Origin of the sequence: Paenibacillus nanensis (assembly GCF_003583765.1) — a bacterium.
GTDB lineage: Bacteria > Bacillota > Bacilli > Paenibacillales > Paenibacillaceae > Pristimantibacillus > Pristimantibacillus nanensis.
The window spans coordinates 93,060-111,004 of sequence record NZ_QXQA01000007.1 but is presented as its reverse complement, the minus strand read 5'-3'; the positions used below and the strand labels follow the sequence as shown (position 1 = coordinate 111,004).

4 protein-coding genes are annotated in these 17,945 nt (G+C 54.8%); all 4 read right to left on the bottom strand.

Going from position 1 to position 17,945, the window contains the following annotated elements; genetic code table 11:
• Positions 1 to 21: 21 nt before the first annotated feature.
• The 4 genes from D3P08_RS12990 to D3P08_RS12975 all read right to left on the bottom strand — a co-directional run bounded on the left by D3P08_RS12990 (position 22) and on the right by D3P08_RS12975 (position 17,932).
• Entirely contained in the window at positions 22 to 3,027 is a 3,006-nt protein-coding gene (locus D3P08_RS12990; RefSeq protein WP_119600120.1) for a DUF4838 domain-containing protein, read from the bottom strand.
• A gap of 64 nt (positions 3,028 to 3,091) precedes the next feature.
• Positions 3,092 to 8,974 (bottom strand): Ig-like domain-containing protein, encoded by a 5,883-nt coding sequence (locus D3P08_RS12985; protein ID WP_119600119.1) that lies wholly within the window; start codon positions 8,972 to 8,974, stop codon positions 3,092 to 3,094.
• A gap of 72 nt (positions 8,975 to 9,046) precedes the next feature.
• Positions 9,047 to 12,841, bottom strand: a complete 3,795-nt coding sequence (locus tag D3P08_RS27300; protein ID WP_162848460.1) for an alpha-L-fucosidase — start codon at positions 12,839 to 12,841, stop codon at positions 9,047 to 9,049.
• A gap of 78 nt (positions 12,842 to 12,919) precedes the next feature.
• The gene (locus D3P08_RS12975) at positions 12,920 to 17,932 is read right to left on the bottom strand and encodes a discoidin domain-containing protein (protein ID WP_162848459.1); all 5,013 of its coding nucleotides are present in this window, start codon (positions 17,930 to 17,932) and stop codon (positions 12,920 to 12,922) included.
• Positions 17,933 to 17,945: the final 13 nt, after the last annotated feature.

Here is a 17,945-nt window from a genome sequence, read left to right as displayed (position 1 = left end):
TCGCTGCGGGGATTTTTGTCGTTAGTTTAAGATAGCCGAAGCCACGGCTGCGAGATCAGGCAGGTCGATGACACCGTTCTTATCCAGGTCCGCATGCTTAATCTGCGCCCAATCCGGACTAGTGGCCGTTTTACCGTAATGAGCCGCGACGAAGCCCAGGTCTCCGACGCTGACCTTGCCGTCCTTATTGATGTCCGCCGGGACGCCGACAGGCATTGGATGGACCGTGATAGCCGCCGAGGATGGGAGCGCGGTGACTTCAACGCCTAACTCGTTGCCAAGCGCAGCCTGCGATATCGAAACCGCGCTTGCCGCGTCCTCCGCCACATCCTTTGCTTTGAATTGAAGCCGGATCAGCTGCAAGTCTCCTTCAAGGGCATGGTCCGCTCCTTCGCTTGCGGCGATAAGTCTGAGCTTGTTAGCCGTGTTCATGCTGTCGACCAGCGCTAAACCGTCCTTGACGGATTGAGCGTCTACAAACTCCAGCGCGTTAGCATCATAATTGACAGTCAGTTCAAAGGCATAAATCGATTCGGGGATATGCCTGAATCCCGCCGTAAATTCGATTGTTTCGCCAGCCGTTACTTCACTGCGCTCCGCTTCAAGGGTGGACTGCAGCTGCTCCTGCGGCTCTTCCCGATCAACGGCTTCCACCGCAAACTCGCGGATAATCACCCACTGAGTCTGCGCGGCCGTCGACCGGATTCGAATAAATCTCGCCTCCGTTCCCTCTTCAAGCGTTATGAATGCTTCCGGCTGGTTGGTTAACGTCGCTGCCGTCTCCCATTGTTTGAAGTCCTTGGACACTTCAATAACGCCGCTGCGAATGTAATCATTCGGTTTATCCGGCTTAGACATCAGTAAACGAATCTCATTGACGTTTTTGACGGACTGCAGATCGATACCGATATAATCGCCGACAAGAGGAGCGGCGTTTGACCAGAATACGGTTTCGTGATTGTCGTCCACGATGTGGCTCAAATGATTGGATTGATAAGTTCCCATTGTCGTAACCATCGGCGCATGCTTCAATTCGCCCCGGTACATGTCGTATATCCAGTTGGTATTGCCGTAGCCCGAGATGTATTCGCGAATGGAGTAGGAGTTTTGCAAAATAATGCCGTCGAAGCGATGCGCGTTCAAAGCATCCTGCGCCTGCGCCCTCGCCGAGGCCATGTTCGCGTTATCGCCGAGCAGGCGGTAATAATCGATACTCACATCCGCGACGGCGAAATCGATATTCCATAACAACCGCTCGATCATGAAGCTTTCCTTGCTGCCGCCAGCCGTCTTGGTCAAGGCGTTCTCCAAATGCGTTTTGGCCTGCAAATATTTCGTTCTCATTTCCGTTACACGCGCCGTATTGTTCATGTCGCCGGTCGGCGAGTTGTATATCGATCTTCCCGCTTCCTCGACGAGCCGGAAATACGAGTCCATCTCGTCAGCCGCGGTCCCGTATCTGCTTTCGATGTAGTCCTGGATGAGCTCTTCCGCGTTTACGTCGGCGTTCCAGGACATCTTCGCAAGAATACTGTGAGTGATCTCAAAGGTAATCCAGTCGCCCGGCTCCGAGTACGTGCCAATTCCATCCATCCCGAACTCTTTGTAGTAGGGCAGCTCTTGGCCGATCAACCGAGGGAATACGACCGGAAGGGAGTGGAACGCGTAACGCCGGTAATATTCGTACATCGTAAACGTGCCGTCAAACCTTTCTTTCCAGCTGTTAATCTGGCTGATGACGGATTGGTTGGCCGGCGAAAATACGGGATCCCGATAGCTGCGGAAATAAGGCGCAAAATCAATCAGAACGGATTCGTCATATTGGTATTCCGCGCTTGGCGGATTGACGTGGGTCGCATAGGCGATCGCTTCAATCCGAACGCCTGGCAGCTGCTCCTTGACAGCCGCGTGCAGCTTATTCACGACATAAGCATAGGCGTTGGCGTTCGTGCCGAACTTCGCCAGCACGGCGGGAGGCCATGTCGCGACATCGGGCGGCCAGGAATCGAAGATGCCGATTTCGGGACGCGCTTTCAAATAGTCGACCACCTCGTTGACGTACGTGTCCACCGCTTCCTCATTGGCAATGTTAAACACGTTGTAACCGGAGACGAACCATTCCGGATGCCACTCCCCGTATTTCTCCCGCATAAGGAAGCTTTCGAAGCCATGTCCGCCAACCTCCACGATCATCCCGCGCTTTTCGAGATCGTCGATCAACTCCCCGCGCCAATCATCCCATTTGGTTTTCCCCTGCGCGATATAATCGTAGGGAACAACAAGCGTATTCAGCTTGTTTTTGGCCATCCAGTCAATCAGCTGCGGCAGGTTTTCCGCCGTGTGGCTCCAGCCTTCCTCTACATATTTTCTGCGGAATTCAAAGCTGGGCTCCGAGACGCCGTTCATGGCCGGTAGCGTCAATGTCCCGGAGGATGGCACATACTCCGCGTTTCCTTCGTAAAAGTCAAATGCCGGAGCAAAAAACTCCACGCCGGCGCTGCCAAGCAGTTCATAAGCCGCATACAAAGTGCCGCGCTCATTTACCCCCGCAAGCACAATTCGGCCCGGCTGAGTTTCCGCCGCGAATGAATCATCCGCCGCTCCTACAAGCGAAGCATTAGCGGAAGCGAGCCACTCGGCGGGAATGTCCGCCGGCTGACTGCCCGAGGCAAGCGCGTCCGCATCCTCTCCGCTAACAACCAGCAATGCGCTGGCAAGATGGTCAAGCTCCGCAGCGCCATCGCCTGTTACCGCTCCTTCATAAACCGGGATATCGGCCCCTGTTATTTGCTTGACGTAGCTCTGAATTTCTTCAGCCGCAAACGCCGCGACCTCGGAAGCACGATCCTTGCTCCACCAGATGACCGCTGATTCGCTTTGGCGGTCGGATACGAGCGTCACGCCTTCCTCCTCCGCTGCGGCGGCAGCTGCGTCCGCGTATGTCCGAGGGCTAAACGACGCCGCTTGAGCTAAAAAGCAAATGACGAATGCTAGACTTAGGAGCTTGATTCTGGACACGTTCATCATTCAAAAACACCTCTTCTTTATCCTTAATGACGGGAGAGCTGGAGAGCTCTCCCGCTCGCGCTGGTTATTCCTGAAGCAGCTTTCTCGCAAGCTCCGCAAGGTCTGCGATATCGATTTTTCCGTCGCCCGTCATGTCCGCGCGCTTCGCGGCGTTCCAGTCCGGGCTGTCCTTCGTTTTGCCGTAATGAGCGGCTACGATGCTCAGATCGCCAATGCTTATTTTGTTGTCTCCGTTCACATCCGGGTTGGCAGGCGCAAGGCTTGGCGTAACTCGAATCGTATAGGATGCAGGTGCGATGTCTGTCTCGCCGCCATCCGCATAGCCGGCCACAACCTCAGTGAGTTCGATCACGCCGTTTGTTTCCTGCTCGATGTCCTTGGCGGCCCATACCAGCTCGATAATGGCTCCATCTCCATAAATGGCGTTCTGGGCGCCCAAACTCGCCGCTATGAGATGCACGATCCCCGGTTCCGCCGAGTCGGCGCTCACAACCTTCACATGCTCCAGCTTGGATGCTGCTTCGACGAAGTCGAATTTGTCCGCGTCATAAGCGATCCGCACATCCAGAGCCTGCACCGGCTTCTTGACTTGAAGCATGCCTAGATCAACGGTAAAGGACTGTTTTGCCTCCACAGATGCCGGTCCGTCCAATGACATCTTGGCCCGATCCGATGCTCCGTCGTCGATCATGAAATGAATGTAATATTCTACTGTCTTTAGACCATCCTCCGATTTTGCGATGACTTTAGCCGTAGACGGCGCCGTTACAACCGGTACGACCGTGATGCTTGTGTTATCCTCTCCGGTTGCCGTAATTTCAGGAATATCCTCCATACTGTCAAGACGAGCTTGGTAGTCATACCGGCTGCCATTCTGAACAAAGCCGTCGATAATGCTGCTGCCGTCCAGCTGAATATCGGTAATCGCCGGCTCTCCGCTTGCCGCCGCGGTTTTTGTGAAAATATTGATTTCCGTAATCGCCAGACTTTTCCCGGCTTGAGCCCTCATATCCACTCTTAATGCCGACGTGAGCACAGGGTCGAACGTATACCGATTCGCTTCGCCAAGCGTGGACGAAGGAGGGGCGCTTTTCATATTGGCGACATCCAGCCAATCGTCTCCGGATTTATATTGAATCTTAAACGATGCCGGATACGAGGTTCCGCTGTCGCCAAACCAATGAATCTCCATGTTGTCAACTACATGCTCAACAGGCCCGAAGTCGCCGAATGTAATCGAAACCCAGTCCCCGGCGCGGGGCGTGCGCTGCCAGTTGGTCCAGCGATTGTGAGGCGTATCGTTATAAGACACTACACCGTCGTTGACGGCCTCAATTTTATCCAGCGATGCAGGACCGTTGTTCGTGAAGGAGGCTTCGGCTTTCGGGTAATCGTAGCCTTCCTTCGCCCTCGCGATATTCCGCATGCTGCCGATCTGCTCGGTGACTCGAATACTTGCTATGGCAGACAGCTCAGTCCCTTCCACGGCGCCTTTCAGCTCAAATGCTCCTACAGCGCTTAGGCTCCCCTCCGGGATACTCTCCCATTGAACAGCCATCGGCGCTTCCGTTCCATCGCTGAAATATGCCGTAACGTTATCCGGTAAAGTAGGCGCTTGATTACGCAGCACCGCCATGGAGATATGCTCGACTGCCACAACGCCCTTCACGACAACGTTGGCCGTCGCTTTCAACGAGGTCCCTTCTACGCTGCCTAATACCGTAAACTCGCCCAGTCTGCTGTATTGAGCCGGGTCTATCGCATCCCAAGCAACGGGCACCTCTCTCGGCAGCCCCACGTTGTAATGGGCGACCACAGCGTCAGGAAGTACGGGCGCAGTGCCGCGGTCTACGACGACATTCACCGGCTCCAATCGTTCTATTACTTTATCCGCCGCATTGGGCGCGATAGTGAACGTAACAGCCGGCGTCGTTACCGTAGCCCCTTTGTACGCGACCGTGGCCGTAACCCTCGCTTCCCCTTCGTTTAACGCGTAAAGCTTGTTATTTTCGATTTTAACGATACCCGGTGGATAAGCGTAAGACGGATTCATCTCCGTCAAGTCTATTGACTCGCCGCTCTCCAGCAAGCCTGTGACCCGGAGCTCGACGATATCGTCCTCCCTTATATTTGCGCTGTCTGCTATCAGCTCAGCCGAAACCAGCTTTGCCTCCTCCATGTCCAAATGAATAACATATTCGGCTTCGGCGAGCCCATCCTCAGAAACGACATATATGACAGCCGAGCCCGGGATTGAAAAAGCCGGAATGACTGTTACGGCCGCGCCTTCCGCTCCAACCGCTTCGACCTCGGGAAGGCCGCTTCCGTATGGCAAAGTAAGCGAATATTCGTGCTTGCCGGCGTCGAAATTCGCCAACGGTTCGCCGTTTACGCTTATTCCGCCTAATCGAGCTGTTGAGCCGACAGCAAGCGTATCCGCATAAACCTCAACCTCCGTTAACGCGGAAAACTTGCCGGCTTGCGAAGCTTTCAGGTGGAACTTCAGCTTGTCGGTCATCACCTTATCGAATCGAATTTCATTCCGTTCCGTCGTATAAGGGACGGGATTCGTTTGGTTGCTGACAGGCACCCATGTAGAGCCGTCCCAATACTGAACGGTAACCGCGCTTGGCACAACGGTGCCATGATCGGTAAAGATGTATAGGTTTAGATTGTCAACGCCGTAAGTCTTGCCGAAATCAACCGTAATCGCGTCGCCTCCGTCGCGCGGCGAGGTCGTCCAGTTCGTCCATCGATTTTTGGGAAGATCCGTATAGCTCTTGAGTCCGTCATTGATATGACTAAGCTGGTCCCCCGCGCCGGTAAAAGTAGCTTCGAGCTTCGGGAATAACGAGCCATCCTGACGCAGCATTATGTTAGTCCTCTGCACTTGGTCGGTTACTCTTATCGATGCTTTCGCTCGGAGCGTTGTCCCTTCCGCGGTGCCTTCAATAATAAAGCTGCCGGCCTGCGCTACTTGTTCAGCTTGAATGGCATCCCAGACGACGGCTGCTTCCTTCTGTCTACCGTCGCTGTACATGACGCTTACTTTATCCGGCAGCGTTGGAAGCACCCCAATCTTCGTCACAACAGACAAAGATTTTAGCGCCGCAATACCCGACACCGTAATAACGGCAACGGCTTTCTTCGAAACGCCTTCTATCGTTCCTTCTACTGTAAATTGACCGATATGAGCATATTCAGCGGGATCGATGCCGTCCCAAACCACTCGTTTAACTTGCGTTGTCGAATCACTGTAATAAACTTGAACCGATGACGGCAGCGCAGGGGCTTCCCCCAGCTCCGTAGTCAGCTGAAGGAATTCGATGCCGACCGGCGTTGGCTGTTCGCTGTCGCCGACCGCCACCTTAAACACCTTGGCCGTATCGCCTAGAAGACCGGATACCTTCGCCGTAATCAGCAGCTCTCCAGCCGCTTTATCCGAACGGATAATGGCGAGAGCTTTGCCGTTAAACGCCTTTCTTTTCGTATCCTTGAACCGTTCGACACTGGCCGCGTTTCCATTGTCTACACCCGCAATTTCGCCGCCTCCCGATACCGAGAATTGAATAAGATGGTCGGCAGTTGGCACGATATTGCCTTCGCTGTCCACAATATCCGCCGTAATGAAGGACAGGTCCTCGCCGTCTGCCGTAATCACATGCCGGTCCGCCGTTAATCGAACGGCCGCGGGCTCTCCGGCGGTTACGACCTGGTCTCTCGCGATGATTTCGCCCGAATCATTTTTCGCCACAGCCTCCAGCGTCCCCGCTTCAAACGGCACCGCCCATTCCAAATACGTTTTGCCGTCAGCCGTTTCTTTGTAAGGCGCTCCAAACGATGTTGTTTTGTTCACATAGCTCCGCTCGCCCAAGGATTCCCCATTCAAAAACAGCTCGACTTTATACGCGTTCGTATAGGCCAATACCCGTACGGTCGTTCCTTCCGTCCAGTTCCAATGCGGCAGCAGATGAACCATCGGTTCGTCCGTCCATTGACTCTGATAGTAATAATAAATATCCTTCGGGAAACCCGCTGTATCGACCGCGCCGAAATAAGAGCTTTTTGCTGGATAGGAGTTATAATATGGGGTTGGCTCGCCAATATAGTCAAATCCCGTCCATATAAATTGGCCCGCGATATGCTTCAAATCCCGATCGTGCTTCCACGAAACCTCCGCCGTGTTCCCCCAGCCGACAACGTCATTATCGTAGGAGGACTGCTGGTAATCCGCATAGGTCCGCATCCTGTTATATTCATAGGGATGCGTATATACGCCCCTAGAGCGCGTTGCCGATGACGTCTCCGACCCATATAGAATCCAATCGGGGTAGGCTTCGTGATACCCGGCATAGTTGTTTTCCGCATAGTTCAAGCCAACAACGTCAACCGCATCCATAACCGCCTTCACTTGCGGTGAGGGCAGCGAGACATTGACGCCGTCTCCCCGAATGGCGTTCTGTCCGATCGTCGTTGGTCTTGTCGTATCGACCTCCTTCACCCACTGGTTCAGTTGGACGGCCGTCGGGCCTCCGGAGGCGCTCGTCGCGTCATAAACCTCGTTGCCAAGCGACCACATAATGATAGACGGCTCGTTTTTGCCCCGGTCTACCATTTCCTTAATATCATGCTCCGCCCATGTCGCGTTGTAACGATCCGACCATACCGAGAAGAATCTTGCGTAATCGTATGTTTTTTTGCTCACTTTCCAAGCGTCGAATGCTTCCTCAATGACGAGCAGCCCCATCTTATTCGCGATTTCAAGCAGCTCCGGGGACGCTGGATTATGAGTCGTCCGAATGGCATTTACGCCCATTTCCTTCATGATTTCCATTTGCCTTTCAATGGCGCGGTAATTAACGGCCGCTCCGAGCGCGCCCAAATCGTGGTGCATCGATACGCCATGCAGCTTCATGTATTCGCCGTTTAAGGAGAAACCTTCGTTATTGTCAAATTCAAAATACCTTACGCCGAAACGCGTCTCATACGTATCCACAATTTCGCCCTGCGCGATAATTTCCGATACGAGCTTATACCGGTAAGGCTGATCGAGGCTCCATAACGTCGGATCCGGTATAACCGCTTGGTCCTCGAACACCTTTATAGACGCGGGAGACGCCGTTTCGGCTTCGGATTCCACGGACGCGACCGCTGTGCCCTCGGCATCATAGATCGTAGACCTTACCTTCACTTCGGCCGGCTGGTCGGAATCATTCGCCACCTTCGTCTGGATCCGCACATCCGCCCGTCCTTCCGCGTATGCCGTCTCCAAATTCGGCGTTGTCACGAAGGTGCCGTATCTTGCGACATGAATCGGATTTGTAACCGTTAAGTAGACATTTCGGTATATCCCGCTGCCGGAGTACCAGCGGCTGCTGGGCTGGGTATTGTTGACCTTAACGGCAATCACATTCGGCCTGCCATCCGTATAGACAAGATCGGAAATATCGTAAGAAAACGCGTTATAGCCGTAAGGATAAGTGCCCAGCAGCTGCCCGTTCAAGTAAGTCGAGCTATTCATATAAACGCCGTCAAAATCGATGGAAATGCTTTTTCCCGCCATTGTTTCGGGAAGCGTAAACGTCTTGCGGTACCATCCGACTCCCCCGTCCAGAAATCCTCCTTCATGCGTAGCCGGGGAATTGGGATTGAAGTCGAGCTCGATGCTCCAGTCGTGAGGCAAATTCAGCTCCCGCCATCCGCTGTCGTCGAAATCGGGAGCTTGGGCCCCCGCGATACTCCCGTTTGTTTCTCTTTGAAATCGCCAGTTGTCGTTAAAACGAATTTTTCGGTCAACCATTGAAACGGCTTCAATCGCAGCCTTGGACGCGGCCGGCTCTGCTGCCGCCGCTTGCTGTGCGGCGGCAGGCCAAGAAAAAGTCGTGAATAGAAGAGCTGCCGTAACGGACAGAGCTGCGCTTTTTTTGATCCAGCGGTTATTAATCATTCGTATTCCTCCTGTAAAGTCGAGGGACAAGCCGGTTTCGCCTGCCTGCCCCTCCTATTACCTGAAAGTCCGCTAACCTAGAAGCTTTTGGGCGAGCTCCGCTATGTCCGAGATATCAATTATTTCATCCCCGTTGACATCCGCGAGTTTCACTTGCTCCCAATCCGGACTGCTTTGTTTCGATTTGCCGTAATGGGCCGCGGCCATACCAAGGTCTCCAATGCTTACTTTGCCGTCATTATTAACGTCGCCAGGAACTGCCGGCCCCGCTTCGGATATTTCGATTGAAAGGGCTGCCGGCGCTGCGCTCGTTTCCACGCCCGTCTCATTTGCCGTAAGCAGCTCGGCGGCCTCAATCGTACTTCTCTCCGCCGCTGAGTCAGCCTTCGCGGAAAAACGCAGCGCGAGCAGATCCGTCTTCTCTGTAACGCCGTTCGCCTGCCCCGCGCTCGCCATAATGATCCGAAGATTGCCTGGCTCAATTGTTTTACTTTCCAGCAGCTCTACACCGCTTACAAGAGATTGAGCATCAACAAACTCCATGGCTGAGGGATCATAATGGACCGTGATATCCTCGGCGTATACCGGCTCCGACACATGGTTCAATCCGACACGGATCGTGAAGGCTGCCCCCTTCTGAACGGTCTCTGGTCCAGACAAATAAACAGCTAATTCCGTGACACTGATGACGGAGGCTTTAAACGCGTCGATGGCGGACTGTAATGCGGCAGCCGCGTCGTTCACCTGCTGCTGAGTGGACGAAGCATTCTTCGCGACGCCGCTTGCAGCGAGGATCGCCGCGGCGAAGCTTTGCTTCGCGGGGGCGGGATATTGACCGATTTCCGTGCCTGCTGCGGCATTGTCGTGAAGCATCCGCGCTTCGACAAGCAGGGAGTCAAGCTGCGTTTTATCCGCCAGCTGCGCGCCCGTCTGGTACAACCCAACCTCAGCTAAGTAGACGGGCCCCCTGGAGCTGATCATGCGCACTCGGAATTCCTCGCCGGTTACCGGCTGCGGAAGGAGCACCACACGTTTATAGCCAATGACTCCGCTTGCGGCAATCTGCTCCCAGTCCCCGTTTGCTCTCCGCACATCAACAGCAAACGATTCGACCTGCTGGCCATGACGAATGTCCTCCTGGAGCATGACTTTATCAACCGTTACCGCGCTTTCCAGCTTAAAGGTCAGGCTGCTCGGCTGATTAGACGCGGAAGACCACGACGTGTCATAGGATCCATCTTTGACTTGGCTCGGATCCGCGCCCGGCGCGCCATTCTCGCCCGCGACAACCGCATTTTCCGCATGATTGACGGCGAACTCGCGCTTCATTTGCTGATGCCACTCCTTCAATCTGGCCACATCCGCGTCAGGCAGCTTGCCGCGCGTGTCTGGCGGGATATTCAGAAGCAGCACGGAGTTTCTTGCAATCGATTGGTAATAGATGTCGCGAAGCTGCGCGACGGATTTCGGCGATTGATTGGCATGGTAGAACCAGCCTGGGCGAATGCTGACATCCACCTCTGCGGGCCACCAGGTTAAATAGTTCATGCCATTCGCTGCGGCGCTTGCCAGCGCTGCCCGGCTGCCTAGATCCGACGACTGATAAGACGGATAATAGCTTTGTATGCCGTTCGCGTTCATTTTGGCGCCCAGCACGCTCCATTCGTTCTCGCGGGCTCTGCCGGATTCGTTGCCGACCCAACGGACATCCTGTCCTTGGACAGCGATGACGGCGTTCGGCGCGAGCTCGCGAATGAGCGAATAATAGCTGTCCCAGTCGTAGGCCTCCGCCCGATTCCCCGGAATATTGCCTTGCGAGCCGTCGAACCACACTTCATCGATGGGGCCGTACTGCGTTAACACTTCATAAAGCTCGTTCAGCATAATCGCGCCGTAGTCGGTCGCCGGCAGCTGGAAGGCCGGAAGGGAGGTGTCGCCTGCTCGGTCGTCCCCTTCCACTAATGTAGGAATTGTGCGCATGACGCGCGGGCTGCCGTTCCCGAAAGTGCCTTTTGTATATTCCCGGTGATCGGCCGGGGATAGGTAGACGCCGACCTTGATACCGTATTTGCGCATCGAATCCACAAATTCGCGGAGCACATCCCCGCTGCCGTTCCGCCAGGAGCTGCTCGCCACGTCAAAGTCGGTGTAACGAGACGGGTACAGAAGGAACCCGTCGTGATGCTTCACGGTCAGAATCGCCAGCTTGAAGCCGCTCTCTTTGAGTGTGCGGGCCCATTGGTCCGTATCGAGCTCCGTGGGCTGGAACCGGTTCGGGTCCTCGTTGAAGTTCCCCCACTCCACGTCGTAATACGTATTAATCCCGTAATGCAGGAAAGCGGTTTGCTCATACTGCTGCCAGGCCACTTGACGCGGCTCCGGCCGCACCATTGAAGCTTTAGCCGCGAGAGCTGCCGGACATTCATTGGCGGATATAGCGATTCGGTTGCCGGGCTCGAGCCCTTCCGGCAGAACGCACGGCCCGCCAATCAGCCCAAGCATGCTGCCCTTAAATTGGCCGCTCAGCTTTCCGAAAGCCGCCCCATATATATCGCCGGCAACGCTAGCGCCGCTGGCGCCGGTTAAGTCGCCGCCGAAAATGACGGCATTATGGGCCGCGCTAGGCACAGCGTCCAGGATAATGGGAGCGCCGAGCTGCTCGTTCCCCCACCATACTGCTATTTCCGCCTCGGCCGGACTCAAATGTCGGTAGATAAGAGAAATGTGATTAAATTCTCCGGTCAGCTTGCCGGTTATATCGATCTCTCCCGCGAATTGTCCTGCCGCTAGAACGTCCAGCTTTTCGCCTGCCGCCGAACGTCGCAGCTGGACCGCGCCGGCCAGGTCGATCAGCGTAGCGCCCGGCTTAAGCGCAGAGGGATGCGCCGAAATTTCTGCGGCATAACCGCTTGCCAGAACGCCATTCTGAACAATTGCGGTTGACGGCGCGAAGCTGATTCGAGAGTTATCGCCGCTTAGAACAATTCGGCCAAGTCCCGATATTTGCCCGCCGGTCACCGTAACCTGCCCAGCGGCCAGCTCATCGGCAGAGGGGGCGTATGCTCCGTCTGACAGCGTTCCAAGCCCCATAACCAGTAAGCTGCGGTCTATCGAGGAGAGCTCCATCGTCTTAAGCAGCGACGGATCAAAGGCTCCATCGAAGCCGGTGACCACCGCTTGGGCGATCGAGCCCTTGAAGCCGCGATTTAATCCCGCCGCATGCACTTCATTGCCGAAGCTGAATTTGCCGCTCCCCCCTCCGCTGATCGCCGCGCGCCCGCTCGCAGAGGTTGCCGGCGTGAGCTCCGCGCCGTTTAGAAACGCGCGAAGCACGGCTCCGTTTGCGGTGGGCTGGTAGACTAGGGCGAAGCTATGCTCCTTCCCTGTCTCTGGAGCGGCCGTATTGCCTTTGTATTCCGTCCATGTGCCGTTGTTATTTACAGCGAATCCGTATTCGATTCTCGTGGCGGATTGATAACGCGCATACATATTCCCCATAACTCCAATAATCGTGCTAAGCGCGTTTTGATTCGCTTGCGGTTTAAATTTTGCTTCCACGATAACCGCGTCATTTACCGTCGTTGCGCCGTAAGAACGATTGGATACATATTCAATGCCTTGCGTACCTCCGTTTAATACGACCCCTTCGCCGAACACCAGCTGCTCCGTTCCCGCCCTCCGGCTGACGTCGCCGTCCATGATTTCGCCCGTAGCCGACGTATAGCCCTTGTCTGTCGAGAAGGCTCCGCCAAACCCGATGTCGAGCAGCTCCTCGCTTCCGGCAGCCGCTTCTATGGAAGCGGATACAGGAAGGCTAACATAAGCCATCATCATGGCTAACATAAGTGCCAAAATTCGTTTATTCATCATCGTTCCCCCAAACCTTAAATATCCCGAAGAAGAGCCTTTGCTCTTCCTCCCGTGTCTGCTGAATGCTGTCTCCGTCTACTGTAGAAGCTGACGGGCAATCAACGCTAAGTCCGCGATGTCGATCTGTTCGTCTCCGTTCACATTGGCGCGTTTAGCTTCCTGCCAATTCGGGCTTGCCGCTGATGCGCCATAATAAGAGGCTGCAATCGCAAGGTCGCCGATGCTCACTCTGCCGTCGCCATTGATATCCAAGGTTAATCCAGGATTAGCGGCGGTGAGGGTAACGCTTATTTCGGCGGGCTCCGCCGCAAACTCGCTCCCATCGCGACCGGCGAGCGTAATCGCCGTTACGTTAATGTCAGCGCTTAGTGATTCAGCAACCTCATTCGCGGTAAACGTTAGTTCCAAAATTTCGGAGTCGCTTACCACAGCATTGGCCTCGCCTGTGCTTGCGACGAAGAAGCGAATATGACCAGGCGCAATAAGGCTCGATTCTACAATTTGAACACCGCCGGTCAACGAATCGGCAGCTTCCAAGTTTATCTTCGAAGAATCGAAGCGAAGCGTCATATCTTGGGCGAGAACGGGACGATTCACATTACGGAGTCCGAGCTTCACCTCAAATTGTTCCCCCGATTCCGCCTCATCAGGTCCTGAAAGCGTCGCCTTCACATGCTGCGGAGAGCCGGATGTTACTGTTACCGGTACAAAAATGGGTTCAAGCGATTCATATTGAATTCGTATGATGGTAGTTCCGTCCGCGACCGCCGTAATATTGCCCTGGTCATCCACCGACGCGATATTCGCATTGTCCGACGAGTAAGCGGCATGCTCCGTTAAGTCTAACTTGGACAGCGATCCCAATTGCCAGGTAACCTGCAGACGCTCGGACTCGCCTGGCGCAAGCGATACGGACGGCTTGCTCGCCTTCATTGTCTTCATGAGCCGGTTATGCTTGGATTGAATCACATTCAGCTCCGCGGCGGTGGTAAACGCCTGACCGTAAATCTCGCTGCGCGCAACCAGCCGCACATAGCGGCCGATCACGCCGCTGCCGAATAAGACCTCCTTGTCCGTGTTGTCCGGAGCGAACATACCGGACGCGACGGGTTCTCCCCAACGCTCGCCATCCATGCTGACGTAGAATTCGTAATCCTTCACGATGCCGTTCGCGAATTTGCTGCCGTTCATCTGCTTGCGCGGCGTATAGACGAAGCCGTTCAATTCATGCGTTTCGCCGAGATCAATTTGGATCTCATGAGGCATGGGGGCGTCCGGTGAATACCGGGTATGCCAGTACGTATTCGGGCTGCCGTCGAACGCATTAACGGCTCTTCCGTCCTCCCCCGCCGTATGCTCGCTGTCTGTGTAATGAAGCGACCAATTTTCCTGCGCAAGGAAGCTTGGCGCGTCCGTATCCATGCTCTCAACCTCATCATAGGGGAGGCTGCGGTTAAAAATCCGGATATCGGCCAGTTCTCCGTCAAAGTGCTGCGTTTGGCCAGGTCCTCCAGGACCATTCGCACCGATGTATAGATCCGACGGCTGCAGGTTGACGCTCGTTCCCGTATAGCCGGAGCCGTCCAGCTTGCCGTCCACATAAATTTTGCCAAGTCCGTTCGCTTCCCTAACCGCAACGATGCGGTGCCACTGCCCATCATTCACTGCGGTATCCGAGACGGCCAGGAAGCCTGCGTCGGTTGCCCCGTCGCTCATCAGCCATTCCACGTAACCATTCTCGTTCACGCTCAGCTGATAATACCCTGCCGCAGCGCCTGGGGCGCCTTGTTGAATGATGACCTGCTTCTGTGATGACAAGGTGTTGATTCGAACCGAAACGGCCATATCCCCCGCTGATGTGACGGAGGCTGCCGTCCCTGCCTCCACATAGGAGGAGACGCCGTTGAAACGAAGCGCATTCGCGTCTTCGCTGACCGTGCGTTCAGCATCATGAATGACCGCGGCGTTGCCGTTGCCGGAGGAGTCCTGCGCAATACCGCCCGATTGCTCGGCGAATTCCCAATGCGCCACGAGACCATCGTCCGCGCGGTAAAGCTCGCGCGCGGTGTCCGCCGCTATGACGTTACCCGCCATATCTTGGACATGGTTAACAGTCAGGGTATAAGGCACGCCTTGGCGCAGCCCGGATACGGTCAATATAACCGTTTTGAAGTCCTCGCCAAGTACGGCGCTCTCCACCGCCGCTCCGTTGTTTAAACTGTAATTCGCGGGATGGATTGCCGCTGCGCGTTCCACCCGCTCATTGAAGATCAGCTCGAGTTGGCTTCCGCTTGCCGCTCGCGCCCGGACGATCTCGGGACTCGTCTCGTCGAGAGCCGTCTCAAACTGCCACACAAAAGCGTCGTACGGCTCAAGCGTCACAGTGATCGTGTCACCGTATGCGTACGGGCCGTCCTGCGCCGCACCATATGGATAAACTGTGCTGCGGTAATAGGATTTGGTTCGATCCTTCACGCCGATCAGCGTATCCAGCTTCAACGCATAAGTCTTCGTCTGGGAGGAAGGATTGCGCAGGCCAACGACGCCTTTTTCCGCCGTCCAGCCCGAATAGCCGTATACATCGCCCGCAATCGGACTGCCGCCGATCATATCCGTCTGGGATAACGCGTCGAAATTGTTTTCGGCCCATTTCAGCGCGTCCGCGTTGACCGTCCACTGGGCGTCATCAAAGCGGCTAGGCGAATAATACACCTCGACAAATCCGGTTCCTCGAACGAGGCACATAAACAGGTACTTTCGGAATTCCTCAAGCGTCTGCGTATAATCCCGGCCAGCCGGATTTTTGACATAAATACCGTGAACCGGCTCATGATTGTAAATAAATCGCAGCGGCATTTGGCTTTGCTGCACCTTGAATCGCGTATAATATTTGTCATCCACGTAAGTAAGCATCTGGTCCCGGTCGCTGCCCGTTCCGCGATAGCCGGCATCCGTCCCGATATTAAGCCAGATCGAGTTCACATACGGCAGCAGCCAAGGGCTGTTGTTGCTTCCCGTCGTAATATTCAGGAAAATCTCCTTTTCGTGCTCTCGCAAATCTTTAAAAATATCGATCCAGGTATCCCAAAATCGCGTAAAGTAGGAGGGCTCGCTTGTAACCGCGTTGTCAACCATAACGAATCCGTCCAGCTTCCAATATTGGATGTCGAATTCATCGGTTAACGCCATCATCCTTTCTTTTAAAGCCTGTGTATATTTCGGACCCGTCACATCCATGTAGCCGCCGATCGTTTCGTACCCGTATTCGCGTTGCAGGCGGGACGAGAACGCGCCCGGCGACTTATAGCCGCCCGCTGGCCCCAGCCATACGCCGAACTGCGATTGATAATGCTTCAGAAGCTCGGCTTGGTCTCGGAATTCGTTCGGAAAGGTCGCTAGATTAAAATCCCAGAAGCCTCTGTTCCAATCCGCCCATCCATCATCCGCCGCATAAATATCGAGAGGACGCACCCCATATGAGCTCATACCCTTCTCGATTTCCTTATAGGTTCTGAGGAGACTTTGCGAGTTCGCGTCATGATAGAGCTCAAACCAGCCGTTATACTGCAGCTGGAACCGAGGCGGCAGCGCGATCGTATCGACATAAGCCAAAAATGCCGCTCGGATCTCTTCCTTCGAAGGCGCGGCGCCCGTCACCGATGTTTTCGTGATCACCCTGCCGGCTCCCGCCTCGGGATTCCCGGCTGCGTATGCCGATACGACCTTCTGGTTGACCAGCCTATTGTCCGCCCCTGGAAACTCGACGCCGAAGAAAAGATCGTTGGCGTAGACCGGCTGACCGAAACCTTCCCGTCCCGTTACAGGAGTTGACCAGAATGGACCCGGAACGCTCAACGATTCAAGCTCGATCCGATTCAAATGCAGGCCTTCATTTGCGCTTTGAATGTCCAGATGTTTGCGCATGAAATGGTCATTGGGCTTCATATTTACAACCAGTGCGACCGTTATCTGGTCTTTGGGCTGAAAGCGAAAGGTAACCGTTTTGCCGCCGTCCTCCTCATCCCGCACGTCCCATCCGTCCAGGCTGAGGTCGGAGGCAAGCAGCCGGGCATTATCCGCCAAATACAGAATAAACTCCTCGCCCCCCTGCACTTCGGCCGTATTGCCGGAGCGTTTGTTCATGAGCTTTAGAGTCCGCAGCTTACCGTTCGAAGTATCAAAGACACGGGCCATATGCCAATTACCGATTGTAACGAGACTCCCTTCTTGCGTTACCGTTAAATCGCGGTTTGCTTCTCCGCCCGTTACCTGTACGGTAACCCGAGCTGGCGCCGCATCCCCGTGCTCCATCCGAATCGTCGTTGTCCCTGCGTCTCTAGCCGTAATCACGCCGCTATTGCTTACGGTAGCCACTTCCGGGTCAAGAGATGTGTAGCGGATAACGCTTGTTACATCCTTCTTCGCCTCGCTCCCAAACAACCAAGAGACATGAACTTGCTTCGTTTGGCCAACCTCGAGAGATACCGACTCAGGATCTGACTTCAGCGCCTTCTCCAGCTCACGATTCGCTTCGGTTTGAAGGACATTCAGCTCGGCTATCGTCGTAAAGGGCTGGCCGTTCATTTCGCTCAATGCGACGAAACGAAGATGGTTGGCAATAACCGGCTCTCCGAACAATACTTCCTTCTCATCCTTGCTGTTCTCGAACGTTCCGGAAGCCGCTGGCTCTCCCCAATTGACCCCGTCCACACTCACGTAGACCTCGAAGCTTTTGACGGAGCCGTTCGAATTAGCCGTCTGTCTCGGAAGATACCGAATGCCGCTAATTTCGTGCGTCCCTCCAAGACCCAAGTCTAGCGTATGAGGGTGAGCATCGGTGCCGGAGGAATACTTCGAATGCCAGAACGTATTCGGATTGCCGTCGAACGCGTTAACCGCCCTGCCATCCTCTCCCTGTGTTTCCTCGCTGCTGACCTGCTTTAGGGTGATGTTAGTTTGAGGAAGCAAATTAGCCGTGTTTGGTCCTTCTGCCGCCTCCGCTTTTTCGGCATTGAGCAACCACCCGGATGAATGGAAGCAGGCGATCAATAAACAGAATGAAAAAAGAATCATTATAAAATTGCGCATGGCAAGCTTCCTC

What these genes read in the sequence shown, in the direction of transcription:
- D3P08_RS12990 (WP_119600120.1), bottom strand. Translation starts at nt 3,027, where the DNA reads ATGATGAACGTGTCCAGAATCAAGCTCCTAAGTCTAGCATTCGTCATT.
- D3P08_RS12985 (WP_119600119.1), bottom strand. Translation starts at nt 8,974, where the DNA reads ATGATTAATAACCGCTGGATCAAAAAAAGCGCAGCTCTGTCCGTTACG.
- D3P08_RS27300 (WP_162848460.1), bottom strand. Translation starts at nt 12,841, where the DNA reads ATGAATAAACGAATTTTGGCACTTATGTTAGCCATGATGATGGCTTAT.
- D3P08_RS12975 (WP_162848459.1), bottom strand. Translation starts at nt 17,932, where the DNA reads ATGCGCAATTTTATAATGATTCTTTTTTCATTCTGTTTATTGATCGCC.